Source organism: Hymenobacter defluvii, assembly GCF_017589435.1.
In the GTDB taxonomy this organism is placed as follows: Bacteria; Bacteroidota; Bacteroidia; order Cytophagales; family Hymenobacteraceae; genus Hymenobacter; species Hymenobacter profundi.
Genome location: NZ_JAGETX010000002.1, coordinates 425,922 through 439,171 on the forward strand (window position 1 = coordinate 425,922; position 13,250 = coordinate 439,171).

Consider the following 13,250-nt stretch of genomic DNA (forward strand, 5'->3'; position numbering starts at 1 on the left):
AGTTAGCTAATGCTGCCGCCGTAGGCCCCACTGTAGCGTTTCGATGGGGGCCGCGTGCAGGGCCGCCGTCAGCGCTGCATCGTCCTGAAACTGCAACTCGTGCAGCTGACTGGCCTCCACCGTCACGTCGAATTCTGAGGCCGCAAAGGGCCAGGGCGATACCAGCACCGGTCCTTCGGGGGTAGGGCGGTGCACGGTATACCGTTTCCCGTCTGGCCCCTCGCTGATTTCGAGCGCCCGTCCTCGTTCGGGCAATTCCTGCCGGCACAAAATCAGGGAGAGCCGGTCGCACCATTGGAGCAGGGCGTAGGCACGCTGGGCCTCGGCTTTGGTGACGTGCAGGGCGCGGCGCCATTGCGTTTGCTGGGCCTGCTGCTCGTCCAGGAAGGCATCTTGCTGCGTATTTTCTCCGCGCTGTGGCTCATACAAAAAGCTCAGGTGCAAGCTGGTAAGCAGGCTGCGCCACTGCCCCTGAAAGCGGGCCGCGCGCATTACGCCCTCGGCTTGCTCCAGGGAAAATTCTTTTTGGGTGAAGTCGGCGGGGGCGCCGGCGGCGGTGAGGCCGTAGTGGCCGCGCCAGCGCTGCTGCTCGTCGTCGTGCTGAGCGGTGGCAGCCAGCAGCCCTACCCAGCGGTCGGTGGGTAGGAAAGGTGGCCACTGCCAGGCTAGTTGGGCGGCCAGCAGGGCGTGGGCTTGCTGGTAGATAACCTGCCAGCCGGTAGGGGTAGGGTTGACAATCATGCGAGGAGTACGTTTCTCGCAGAGGTACGCAGAGGGAAAGCGCCGAGGTTCGCAGCGCACGATAATCGTTGAACTCTGCGAACCTCGGCGCCTTTTCTCTGCGTACCTCTGCGAAAAAGCTACACGCTCACGGCCAAGTGCGCCAGCATATCGGCGGTCATCTTATCCAGGTCGAACTCCGGCTGCCAGCCCCAGTCCTGGCGGGCCCGGGAGTCGTCGATGCTGCGGGGCCAGGAGTCGGCAATCTGCTGGCGGGTATCGGGGCGGTAGGAAACCTCAAACCCGGGTACGTGGCGCCGGATGCTGGCTGCAATTTCCTGGGGCGAGAAGCTCATGCCGCTCAGGTTGTATGAAGAGCGAATCAGAATCTGCTCGGCGGGGGCGTGCATCAGGTCTAGGGTAGCGCGCAGGGCGTCGGGCATGTACATCATGGGCAGCTCGGTGTCTTCCTGAAGAAAGCACTCGAAGTTTTCGCCGGCCACCGCTTTGTGGTAGATGTCCACGGCGTAGTCGGTGGTGCCGCCGCCGGGTAGGCTCTTGTAGCCGATGAGACCAGGATAGCGCAGACTGCGTACATCGAGGCCGTATTTCTGATGATACCACTCGCACCACTGCTCGCCGGCCAGCTTGCTGATGCCGTACACCGTGTTGGGGTTCATCACGGTGAGCTGGGGCGTGTGCGTGCGGGGCGTATCGGGGCCGAACACAGCGATGCTGCTGGGCCAATAGACTTGCGCTACCTGGTACTCCACGGCCACATCCAACACGTTCAGCAACCCATCCATGTTCAGCTTCCAGGCCACCTGCGGATGCTTCTCGGCGGTGGCCGAGAGCATGGCAACCAAGTGGTAGATTTGGCGTGGGCGGTACTGCTGCACCAGCGCAAACAGGCGGGCGCGGTCCAGCACGTCCAACAGCTCAAACGGGCCACCATGCAACAACTCTGGCTGCTGGGGTGGGCGCACGTCGGCGGCTATTACCTGGGCCGCGCCGTAGCGCTGGCGCAGCGCCTCAGTGAGTTCCAGACCTAGTTGGCCGCAAGCGCCAATAACGAGAATGGTAGCAGGTTCGGCGGGGGTGGTAGCCATAGAAAACAAATGGAGTAAAAACGTGAAGCAGGTGGTCGATGCAAAGATACCGGGTAGGCAACTTATGTGCCGCTACCCGCAAGGCCGTAGGGGCAGCGGTAGAGGGTGAAGCTGTGAAGAGGAAAGATGATTGATTTACAAATTCACTCTTCACATTTTCACCACAACTGTTGCAAAACGACTATAACTCATTTATCTGTAAAGCATTGCTTATTTTGAAGCCGAATAGTGCTTATTGCTACCCTTGTATGCTGCGTTGCCTTGCTATCCTGTTTTTTCTGTTGCTGACCAACCCGCTACTGGCGCAGCCCGCCAGTCCCTACCGCAACCTGGTGATGGAGGGCGGCGGCATCTGCGGCATTGCCTACGGCGGGGCCTTGCAGGTGCTGGAAGAACAGGGGGTGCTGGCCGACATCCGGCGGGTAGGCGGTACGTCGGCGGGGGCTATTCAGGCGGCGCTGCTGGCCGTGGGCTATTCGTCCCAGCAGATCATCGACATCATCGACCGCACGCCGGTGCAGCGCCTCAACGACGGGCGCTTCATCTTCTTCGGGGGTAGCAACCGTCTCCTGAAGCAATACGGCTGGTACCGCGGCGACCAGTTTACGGAGTACCTCAGCGAGCTGGTAGGCCAGCAAACCCAGCAGCCCAACCTCACGCTGGGCCAACTGCACCAGCTAGCCCTGGTACAGCCTACCCGCTACCGCGACCTATACACCACCGGCACCAACCTCACCACCCAGCGCGTGCAGGTGTTCAGCTACGAAACCCACCCCGACCTGCGCGTGGCTGATGCCGTGCGCATCAGCATGAGCATTCCGCTGTACTTCCGGGCGGTACTGCTGGATATGCAGGGCCACGTGGTGACGCGCCCCGCCAAAGGGCAGCCGGTGCACGTGTTGGTAGATGGTGGCCTGCTGGCCAACTACCCCATCGACCTGTTCGACGCCCCGCGCTACCAGCCCGCCGGCACTGGCCCAACGGCTACCCCTACCCCCAACCCCGAAACCCTGGGCCTGCGCCTCGACCGCGCCGAGCAGATTGCCTTGGACACGCTACCCAGCGGTCGGCAGCAGCTGGCCCCCTACCCTATTCAGAACTTCGGTTCTTATATGGGTGCGCTCTACTCGCTTTCCATCGAAAACCTGAACCCCGCCCAGCCCCAGGACTGGCCCCGCACGGTGAGCATCAGCACGGCTGGCTTCAACCCCAAAATCAAGCGCATGACGGCGGCGCAGAAACAGCTGCTGGTACAAAGTGGCCGGGAAGGCGCCATGGCCTTTTTTGGTCGAAACCGGGCGAGCCGCTGAGCACTCGGCGCTACCCAGGCAACCGGTAACAGGCTACTACGCAGGAGCTTTTTTGCAGTCCGGTTTGTTGAGAAAGACGTATGTATCTGTAGTCTGCTGGCGCTTTTGCCGGCACGCTTTGGTCTTTTTTCGTCTTGTTCTTTCGTATGAAATTCTTTCAATCCCTCTTATTAGTATTGGCCACGGTGGCCTCTACTGCCTGCGCTCAGCAACAGTCGCCTGATGCGCTAAAACCCGCGTCCCTACCCAAAAACACGCAAGGCCTGGCTGTAGCTACGTTTGCCGGTGGTTGCTTCTGGAGCGTGCAGGAAACCTTCCGGGAGGTGCGCGGTGTGCGCGAAACCTTGGCGGGCTACGCTGGCGGCAAAGCCCAAAACCCTACCTACGAGGAGGTAGCAGGCCAAGGAACCGGCCACGCCGAATCGGTGCAGGTGTACTATGACCCCAAGCAGGTGAGCTACCAGCAGCTGCTCGACGTATTTTTTCTGGGCGCCCACAACCCTACGGAGCTCAATTACCAGGGTCCCGACCGCGGCCCGGAGTACCGCTCGGTGGCCTTCTACCGCACGCCCCAGGAAAAGCAGCAGATTGAGGCCGAAATCAAGAAAATCAACGCCTCGCGTCATTACGGCACCGAGCCGGTGGTGACGCAAGTGACCCCTATCCAAAAGTTCTGGCCTGCTGAGAGCTACCACCAGGGTTTCTACCGCAAGAACCCTAACCAAGGCTATATCGCCAATGTATCGCGGCCTAAAGTAGAGAAGTTCCGCAAGGCCTTCCCGAACCTGCTGAAGGCTGACGTAGCAGCCCGCTAATTAGTATTGCCGCGCATAGCACGCCTCCTTGCAACCCTGACAGGGGCTCAAAGCCCTGTCAGGGTTAAACGTATTGGAACGCGTAATTTCGCGTTATTCGCTTCTTCACTACCTACTACCCTATGTACGCTACCCTGCAATCCGACCTCGAAAAACAGCTTCAGGAAATCAAAGACAACGGCCTCTATAAAAAGGAGCGCGTGATTACTTCGCCCCAGGGCGCCGAAATTGAAACGCGGGAAGCGGGCGATGTGCTGAACTTCTGCGCCAACAACTACCTGGGCCTGTCGTCGCACCCCGAGGTGGTGCAGGCGGCCAAAGCGGCCATCGATACGCACGGCTACGGCATGTCGTCGGTGCGCTTTATTTGCGGCACACAGGATATCCATAAGGAGCTGGAGCAGAAGCTAGCCGAGTTTCTGGGCACCGAAGACACCATTCTCTACGCTGCTGCTTTCGACGCCAACGGCGGCGTGTTCGAGCCGCTGTTCAACGAGCAGGACGCTATTATTTCCGACGCCCTCAACCACGCCAGCATCATCGATGGGGTGCGTCTGTGCAAGGCCCAGCGCTACCGCTACCAGCACAATAACATGGAGGACCTGGAAAAACAGCTCCAGGATGCCCAGGCTAAGGGCACGCGCCACCGCATCATCGTCACCGACGGCTCGTTCTCGATGGACGGCACCATTGCCCAGCTCGACAAAATCTGCGACCTGGCTGATAAGTACGAGGCTTTGGTGATGATTGACGAGTGCCACTCGATGGGCTTCCTGGGCAAAACCGGCCGCGGCACCCACGAGTACCGCGACGTGATGGGCCGCGTGGACATCATCACCGGCACGCTGGGCAAGGCGTTGGGCGGCGCTATGGGTGGTTTCACCTCTGGCCGCAAGGAGATTATTGATATGCTGCGCCAGCGCAGCCGGCCCTACCTGTTTTCCAATACGCTGGCTCCGGCCATTGTAGGTGCCTCACTGCGCGTGCTGGAACTGCTGACCGAAAGCACCCAACTGCGTGACCAGCTGGAAGAAAACACCAAGTACTTCCGCGAGAAGATGACGGAAGCTGGCTTCGACATCCGGCCGGGCGAGCACCCCATTGTACCCGTGATGCTCTATGATGCTAAGCTGAGCCAGGAGTTTGCAGCCAAAATGCTGGAAAAAGGCATCTATGTGGTAGGCTTCTACTACCCTGTGGTGCCGCAGGGCCAGGCCCGCATTCGGGTGCAGCTCTCCGCCGCCCATTCCCGCGAGCATCTGGACAAGGCCATTGCGGCTTTCGTGGAGGTAGGGCAGGAACTGGGTACGCTGAAAGACCGTAGCGCCGCAGCCCAAACCACGCCTGGCCAAGTGGTAACCAATACGCCATAGAGTATAGCCCATCGGAAAACGGATGGGGTAGGAGCGCCTATAACCCTACTTGATAGCCCAGGATTACAGTTGCCACATGGCAATTGTAATCCTGGGCTATTTTTTATGAAAATATTTATATCATCTCACTTTGAGATAATTGTCCTATTATGAGATAGTTACAAACTGATTTGTTACAATAAGAAGGTTTTTTATCAATATTCGTAGCATTTTATAGGCTTACATTTATATAAGTCATATTTGTTAATAGAAAAGTTATATTACATTTGTCCTATAACTTCTCGTTTTGATATAAAACACTCCTACCCATGCTGCTCTTCAGCCAGTATCCGAACCGCTGTGCCTTTACTAAGGCATTGAACTATTTTGTTATATTATTGTCAATAATCGCGATAAGGCCAGTATCCGTGCAGGGGCAAACACCGACGACGTATACCTATACAGTTACGGAAAGCACGCGAAACAACTCTTTTCCCCTCGGCAACAATGAGACGCTATGCATTCCGGCTGGTATCACGTTCACAGGCAGCGTCAACTGGAATGGCACCAAGTGCGCCGTGTACAACAACGGGGTGTGGAGCACAGGCAACAGCATCAATTTCGGGAAGAACGGAGCACTATATACATCGGCAACCAGCCAGACCATAGTAGGTAATCTCAACCTCACCGACGGGGTCGTTGTCTCCAATAAGGGCACCCTGAAGGCGGGCGTGAACTGGAACGGTAACGGCGCTACCATCACCACCAGCGGCAAATGGACATGCCCCGGCAGTATTCCGGTGGGGCAGGCTGGCACCCTTACGGTTGAGAGAACCGGAAGTATTTCGTGCCAAGATCTGAATCTGAATACTACTGGTGGTAATGTATATAACTGGGGCCAGCTGTCGTTTACGAATTGCCAGACGGCTGAAGGCACCACCTTCCGCAACTACAGCAGCTGCATCCTCAAAGGCCACACCAATAACTCGGGCAAGATCTATAATGAGGGTTATTGGAAGTGCCTCAACTACAACAACAATAAAACGACCAACAACTGCGGCACCATTGAGGTGGACAATACGTGTCACAACAATGGCGTGGCCCTACTCCTCAACTCCGGCAAGCTGGCCGTGCACGAACTCATCAACGACGGCGAGGTACAAGGCCCCACCGATGGCAAAAGCGTTGGGAAAGTGATTGTGGACAAGCTGTCTGGCTACCAGCTATGCCGCCAAAATGGCTCCGGCAAGTTTGCTGTGGTAGGCCGTCTGGATTTGAGCCGGTGTGAACAAGGTCTCTTCAACATTCTCCTTTCCTTGATAATTGGCGATAGGGGCTGGGATGCCCTAGCGGGCGTACTCGGCAGCAACTACTCCTATAATACCAATCTGCAAACCGGTGGCTGCGTCGATCAGGTGCTGCCGGTGGAACTGACCAGCTTCACGGCGCAGGTGCGTGGTAACGCTGTCCTACTGGCTTGGAGCACGGCTTCGGAGAAAAATAACGACCATTTTGTGGTGGAGCGTAGCACCGATGGCTACACCTTCCAATCGCTGGCTACTGTGCAGGGTGCTGGTACCACTGCTGCCCCTACCCGCTATACCAGCACGGATGCACGCCCCCTCACGGGCCGCAGCTACTACCGCCTGAAGCAGGTAGACCTCGATGGCAGCACTAATTATGCACCCATCATCAGCGTGCAGGTAGCCGATGCTCCTACTACCACTGCTACTACCCTAACAGCCTACCCCAACCCCGCCACCGATTGCCTAACCCTGGACCTACGCAATCTGACGGCCGGAAGCACGCGCGCACAACTGCGCAATCTGGCGGGCCAACTGGTACTGGAGCAGGCCGTGACGGATGGCTCCATGCCCCAGCTACGTCTGGAAGCACTACCCGCCGGCATGTACCTCCTGCAAGTGCAAACCGCCAATGCTACCCTGGCGCAACGCATTGTGAAGCGGTAAGCCGAAGCGGCGGACGGAGTACACTACGGTAGGCTGTCATTTTTCACTTCTCTGTCATCCTGAACGCAGTGAAGGACCTTCTCACAGCAGAACGATTGTCGAAATAACGACTTATTCTGCTGTGAGAAGGTCCTTCACTGCGTTCAGGATGACAGATGTTTTTGCCTAACAATGCCTGTCGTTCTCGCGTGAGAAGGTCCTTCGCAAGCTCAGGATGACAGAGAAACAGGACAGCTCCCAGAAGAGACTACGCCGCTACGTCAGTAGGGGTAGTAGCGGCGCGGGGCGCGGCATTGAACAGGAACTCGTTGAGGCGGGCACGCAGGTCGGCGGGAGCCAAGTTGCGGAATACCTCGCCGCTACGCACTAATGACACCTGACCGGTTTCCTCACTCACGACCAGCACCACGGCGTCTGTCACCTCGGTGAGGCCGATGGCGGCACGGTGGCGCAGACCCATGGAGGCGGGCACGTCAGGGTTTTCGCTCACGGGTAGGATGCAGCGAGCGGCGTTGATACGGCCGTTGGCGATAATCACGGCGCCGTCGTGCAGGGGACTGGTCTTGTTGAAAATACTCATCAGCAGGCGTTTGCTGATGGCAGCGTCAATCAGGTCGCCGGAATCAGCGTAGAACTTCAGCTCCGTGGACATGGTGAAGGCGATGAGCGCGCCCGTATTCTTGCCCGACAGGCTTTTAGCAGCTTCCACAAACGGCGTGATGCTCATGCGCTGCCCGCCGGTTTCGCGGCGCCACGAGAACATGCGCACCCGCTCCAGGGCCGTGGCCTTGCCGATGTTCAGCAAAAACCGCCGGATTTCCTGCTGAAACAGCACCACCGACGCAATAACGCCCACACTCATAAACTGCCCCAAGATGCTGGTCAGCAGCTCCATACCAGCGGCCTTCACCACCAGGTAGGTGAGGTAGAGCGACATCAACCCCAGGAAAATCTTGAGGGCAACGCTACCCGTCAGCAGCTTGTAGAGTTGATAAAACAGCACCGTCACGAGCAGCACGTCGACAACGTCGATCCAGCCGACGCGCAGGAAGCCGATGGCAAAAGAGCTACTCACGGGGAAAGCGGGAGGGAAGGGTGGGCGGGGTAGGTGTTCGATACGAGGTGAATGGTTTGCATGGCCTCGGCTACGTCGTGTACGCGCAGCAGGCGAGCACCGTTGAGCAGGGCAATGGTATTGACGGCCACCGTGCCCGTGAGTGCAGCATCGGGGGTAAGGCCAAAGGGTTTGTAGAGCATGGCTTTGCGCGAAAGCCCCGCCAGGATGGGCAGGCCCAGCACCCCTAGCTCGGGTAGACGGCGCAGCAGCTCGTGGTTCTGAGCAGCCGTCTTGGCAAACCCGAAGCCGGGGTCGAGCAGCACGTCGCGCACTCCGAAGGAGCGCAGATGGGTTAGCTTGTCGCGGAAATAACGCACGAGCTCCGTAACGATGTCGCCACTATATTCAGTATGTTGAATCATCGTTTGGGGCGTGCCGCGCATGTGCATCAGCACGTAGGGCGCATGCAGGCGGCCCACGGTGGTCAGCATTTCGTCGTCGAGGGTGCCGCCGCTGATGTCGTTGAGGATGTCGGCGCCGGCGGCCACGGCCTCGGAGGCCACGCTGGCCCGAAAGGTGTCGACGGAGAGAAACGCCTCCGGGAAGGCCCGGCGCACGGCTTCTACCGCGGGCAGTACGCGGCGCTTTTCCTCGTCGGCGCTGATGTCCTCGGCGCCGGGGCGGGAGGAATAGCCACCCAAGTCGAGCACAGCGGCGCCGGCCGTAAGCATGGCTTCGGCGCGGTGCAGCAGGTCGGCATCAGACCCTACCCGGCTACCCTCGAAGAACGAATCGGGGGTGAGGTTGAGGATGCCCATCACCTGCGGACGGCCCAAATCCAGCACCCGACCATGGGGGCAACGCAGAGTTTGCCTCGGCGAAAAACACGTATCTTGCGGAGCCTGGAGCATAGTTTCGGGGTGGGTCGTCTGTCATCCTGACGAAGGAAGGACCTGATGGAGATAGTAACGAGTATCGTGCCCGCGGTTCCTTCTGCTGTCATAAGGTCCTTCCTTCGTCAGGATGACAGACGCCTTCGTTTCCCAACAAAATAGGTTGAAAACCTTGCAAACGCAAACCCAGCACGAGTACGACCAGGTAATTGCGCGCTGCCGCGCGCTGTTTCTGGCCAAAACCCACGACTACGGCACCGCCTGGCGCATCCTGCGCCTACCCTCCGTTACCGATCAGCTCTACATTAAGGCCCAGCGTATTCGCTCCATTCAGGAGAAAGGCACGCAGTTGGTAGCCGATGGCGTGGAGGAAGAATTTGTGGCCATCATCAACTACTGCGTGATTGCCTTGCTGCAATTGCACCTACCCGCCGACGCGCCCCTCGACCTCCCCACTGAGGAGGTAGCCGCTGCCTACGACCAGGAAATAGAGGCCAACCGCCAACTGCTGTTCGCTAAAAACCACGACTACGGCGAGGCCTGGCGCCAGATGCGCATTCCCAGCATCACTGATATTATCCTGATGAAGCTGCACCGCACCAAGCAGATTGAGGACCTGGCCGGCCAAACCCAAGTATCGGAAGGCGTGGAAGCCAATTACCGCGACATGCTGAACTATGCGGTGTTTGTGTTGATTAAGATGGAGTTAGGAGAAGTGGGAGCCGCATAAACCCAAACGTCATTTCGACCAGCGGGAGAAATCCTGTGTGCTAAACGTTGAACGTCATGCTCCATCTGGCGTCTGCTTGTCGAAGCATTTCGCGTGCTGATGCTGGATACTATCAAGCGAGATTTCTCCCGCTGGTCGAAATGACATACGCCCCCTACCCTAGCATTTCCGTATTGGCGTGCGTGGCGTACCTTGCATAACGGCTCCCACACAACAACCAAGCTCCTAAGACCCCAAGACCCTACCTATGAAACTGATTACGCGCATTTGTTGGGCGCTGCTGGGCATCGTATTCATCTTCTCGGGCCTGATTAAGCTCAACGACCCAGTGGGCACGGGCCTAAAGCTGGAGGAATACTTTGAGGTATTTGCCCAGGATTTCGGCTCGTTCTTCCTGATTTTCCGCAACATAGCCCGCACGCTGGCCATCATTCTCAGCACCCTGGAGGTGGTATTGGGCGTGGCGTTGCTGCTACGCTGGTACCTGCGCAAAACGTTGTGGGTGCTGCTGGCCTTGCTGGTATTCTTCGGCTTCCTCACGTTCTACTCGGCTGCTTTCAATAAAGTAACGGACTGCGGCTGCTTCGGCGACTTCCTGAAGCTGACGCCCTGGGCTTCGTTCACGAAGGACATGATCCTGCTGGGCCTGTGGGTGGTAGTGTACCGCGGGCAGCGCTACCTGCGCTATTCTTTCGCGCCGGGCCAGTTGGGCGTGATGTACATCACGATTGCCACGGCCGTATCGGCGGGCATTGGCGTGTACGCGCTGGGGCACTTGCCCTACTTCGATTTCCGCCCTTATAAGGTAGGCAACGACATTGGCAAGCTGATGCAGCCCTCGGCGCCGCTACGCTACAAGTACATTATGACGCGCAACGGTGCGGACCAGGAATTCATCGACTACCCCACCGATACCACTTGGAAGTTCAAGGAAATGGTGGCGCTGAATCCGAATGACGGCCCCAAAATTACGGATTTCCGGGTGTGGAACGACGAGGGTGACTACACCCAAGAGCTATTGAAGGGCAACAAACTGGTGCTGATTGTGCAGAGCGTAGAACGCGCCGACCGCGACCGGTTCAAGCAGATCAATCTGCTGCTGCAATCGGCCGATTCGTCACAAAAGAAGTTAACGCCTCTAGTAGTTACCAGCAGCAGCCCCGCCGACTTCGACGCCTTTCGGCACGACGTGAACCTGATTGCGCCCGTGTACTACGCCGATGCCACCGTGCTCAAAACCATCATCCGCTCCGACCCTGGTTTTCTGCTGTTGCAGAATGGGGTAGTGAAGGGCAAGTTTCACTACCACGACATCCCTACCCGCGCCAAGCTGGAAGGGCTTCTTTAGAGCTGCGCATAGAAAGCGTTTGTCATCCTGAGCAGCGCGAAGGACCTTCTCACGTGAGAACGAGTCGTTGATACGTCTATCGTTCTCACGTGAGAAGGTCCTTCGCGCTGCTCAGGATGACAGTTACGAAAACCGAATACCACTGAAAACCGAATGCTTTCCTTTTTACTTAGTCGGCTGGGCCAGGGTGTGTTGGTGTTGATTGGGGTGGCCGTGACGGTGTTCTTCCTGTTCAATGTGCTGCCCGGCGACCCGGTGGCTCTACTGGCCGGCCAGCGCTCCGACCCGGCTACCCGCGCCGCCATCAGCGCCGACCTGGGCCTCGACAAGCCCCTACCCGCCCAGCTGCTGGGCTACCTCAACGACGCCTCGCCCCTAGGCATCCACGCCCGCGACTCGGTGGCAGTGGTGCGCTATGGGGGGGTTACGCTGCTGCCGCTGGGTGGCAAGGCGCTGGTGCTGAAAGCGCCTTACCTGCGTCGCTCTTTTCAGAGCAACAAAGACGTGCTCAGTATTTTACTCGACCACTTTACGGGCACCCTGTGGCTGGCGCTGGCCGCTATGCTGCTGGCGGCGGTGCTGGGCATCCTGTTCGGTATTCTGGCGGCGCTCCGGCCTCACTCTTGGCTAGACCGCACCCTGATTACCACCTCGGTGTTGGGTATCTCGGTGCCGTCGTTTGTGGCGGGCATCCTCATTGCCATGACGTTTGGATTCTACTGGAGCCACTGGACCGGCCTCAACCTCACCGGCCAGCTCTACGAAACCGACCCGTTTACGGGCAACCATCTGGTACTGCGCAACTTGCTCCTGCCCGCTTTTGCGCTGGGCATCCGGCCGCTGGCCATTATCACCCAGCTCACACGCTCGTCTATGCTGGATGTACTCAGCCAAGACTACATCCGCACGGCGCGGGCAAAGGGCCTTTCATCCTACCACACGGTGGTAGGGCACGCCCTGAAAAACGCTCTGAACCCGGTGGTAACGGCCGTATCGGGCTGGCTGGCTTCCCTGATGGCGGGTGCGTTCTTTATTGAGTACATCTTCAACTGGAAAGGTCTGGGCACCATTACGTTGCGCGCTGTCGAAAATCTGGATTTTCCGGTGGTGATGGGAGCTACCCTGTTCATTGCCTTCCTGTTTGTGGCCATTAATATTGTAGTCGACATGCTGTATGCTGTATTGGACCCACGGGTAAAGTTGTGAGTTTGTGCATAAGAAGAAACGTGTCATCCTGAGCGCAGCGAAGGACCTTCTCAGTTGTGAACGACAGGCGTAATAACGACTCGTTCACAACTGAGAAGGTCCTTCGCTGCGCTCAGGATGACAGCTATATTGACTACTCACAATTTCACCACTCACCATCTCATCACTTCATGCGACTTTATTTAATTGGAATGCCGGGGGCGGGCAAAACGACCCTGGGGCGGGCGCTGGCCGTGGCTTATGAAGTGCCTTTTGTTGATCTGGACGAGGAAATTGTACGCCACGAGGGGCGCACCGTCGTTGATATTTTTCAGAATGAGGGCGAGGCGTATTTCCGTGAGCGGGAGGCGGCTGTGCTGCGCTTGGTGCTGGAGCGCTACCCGCGCCTAGTGCTGGCTACTGGCGGCGGCACGCCCTGCTTCCACAACAGCCTCGATCTGCTGCTCGAGACCGGCCTGACGCTCTACCTGGCCGTGTCTACCACCGAGCTGCTGCGCCGGGTAATGCGTGCGGCGGCTACCCGCCCCCTACTGGCCCCCGCCCGCGACGAAGCCGCCCTACTACTGCGCCTAGACGAAACCTTACGCGCCCGCCAAGAGTTTTACGAGCGCGCACCCCTGCGCTGCTCACCTCCGGCCTGCACATTACCCGCTGTGCGTGAACTCATTGACCGTTTCCGTACCACGGCATAGGTAGCAGCGTTGGGAGTGGGCAGGCATGGCGTTTGCGTCAGGCTGCGT

Annotated in this window: 12 protein-coding genes; 8 read left to right on the forward strand and 4 right to left on the reverse strand. The window is 58.2% G+C overall.

The window, feature by feature from the left end:
* Window positions 1-6: 6 nt before the first annotated feature.
* Entirely contained in the window at window positions 7-741 is a 735-nt protein-coding gene (locus J4D97_RS05955; RefSeq protein ID WP_208306778.1) for a DUF3891 family protein, read from the reverse strand.
* Window positions 742-860: 119 nt separating this feature from the next.
* The gene (locus J4D97_RS05960) at window positions 861-1,829 is read right to left on the reverse strand and encodes an NAD-dependent epimerase/dehydratase family protein (protein WP_208306779.1); all 969 of its coding nucleotides are present in this window, start codon (window positions 1,827-1,829) and stop codon (window positions 861-863) included.
* A 248-nt stretch (window positions 1,830-2,077) separates the two neighbouring features.
* On the opposite strand from J4D97_RS05960, the gene J4D97_RS05965 reads away from it, so the two are divergent.
* The 4 genes from J4D97_RS05965 (at window position 2,078) to J4D97_RS05980 (ending at window position 7,276) form a co-directional block, all read left to right on the forward strand.
* A complete protein-coding gene (locus J4D97_RS05965) occupies window positions 2,078-3,139 on the forward strand; it encodes a patatin-like phospholipase family protein (RefSeq protein ID WP_208306780.1) in 1,062 nt (353 codons plus the stop codon).
* Between the two features lie 146 nt (window positions 3,140-3,285).
* Complete coding sequence (gene msrA, locus J4D97_RS05970) at window positions 3,286-3,954, forward strand: peptide-methionine (S)-S-oxide reductase MsrA (protein ID WP_208306781.1); 669 nt, start codon at window positions 3,286-3,288, stop codon at window positions 3,952-3,954.
* A gap of 122 nt (window positions 3,955-4,076) precedes the next feature.
* Complete coding sequence (kbl, locus tag J4D97_RS05975; RefSeq protein WP_208306782.1) at window positions 4,077-5,327, forward strand: glycine C-acetyltransferase; 1,251 nt, start codon at window positions 4,077-4,079, stop codon at window positions 5,325-5,327.
* Window positions 5,328-5,734: 407 nt separating this feature from the next.
* Entirely contained in the window at window positions 5,735-7,276 is a 1,542-nt protein-coding gene (locus J4D97_RS05980; RefSeq protein WP_208306783.1) for a T9SS type A sorting domain-containing protein, read from the forward strand.
* Window positions 7,277-7,523: 247 nt separating this feature from the next.
* Here the strand turns inward: J4D97_RS05980 and cdaA are convergent, their stop codons facing one another.
* Complete coding sequence (gene cdaA / locus J4D97_RS05985; RefSeq protein ID WP_185281734.1) at window positions 7,524-8,351, reverse strand: diadenylate cyclase CdaA; 828 nt, start codon at window positions 8,349-8,351, stop codon at window positions 7,524-7,526.
* Window positions 8,348-9,244, reverse strand: a complete 897-nt coding sequence (gene folP / locus J4D97_RS05990; protein WP_208306784.1) for a dihydropteroate synthase — start codon at window positions 9,242-9,244, stop codon at window positions 8,348-8,350. The genes cdaA and folP overlap by 4 nt, the downstream gene beginning before the upstream one ends.
* A gap of 154 nt (window positions 9,245-9,398) precedes the next feature.
* Between folP and J4D97_RS05995 the strand changes: the two genes are divergently transcribed.
* The 4 genes from J4D97_RS05995 to J4D97_RS06010 all read left to right on the forward strand — a co-directional run bounded on the left by J4D97_RS05995 (window position 9,399) and on the right by J4D97_RS06010 (window position 13,202).
* Entirely contained in the window at window positions 9,399-9,956 is a 558-nt protein-coding gene (locus tag J4D97_RS05995) for a DUF1599 domain-containing protein (protein ID WP_208306946.1), read from the forward strand.
* A gap of 247 nt (window positions 9,957-10,203) precedes the next feature.
* Complete coding sequence (locus J4D97_RS06000) at window positions 10,204-11,304, forward strand: BT_3928 family protein (RefSeq protein ID WP_208306785.1); 1,101 nt, start codon at window positions 10,204-10,206, stop codon at window positions 11,302-11,304.
* Between the two features lie 153 nt (window positions 11,305-11,457).
* A complete protein-coding gene (locus J4D97_RS06005; protein ID WP_208306786.1) occupies window positions 11,458-12,510 on the forward strand; it encodes an ABC transporter permease in 1,053 nt (350 codons plus the stop codon).
* 170 nt (window positions 12,511-12,680) lie between these two features.
* Complete coding sequence (locus tag J4D97_RS06010) at window positions 12,681-13,202, forward strand: shikimate kinase (RefSeq protein WP_185281739.1); 522 nt, start codon at window positions 12,681-12,683, stop codon at window positions 13,200-13,202.
* Window positions 13,203-13,250: the final 48 nt, after the last annotated feature.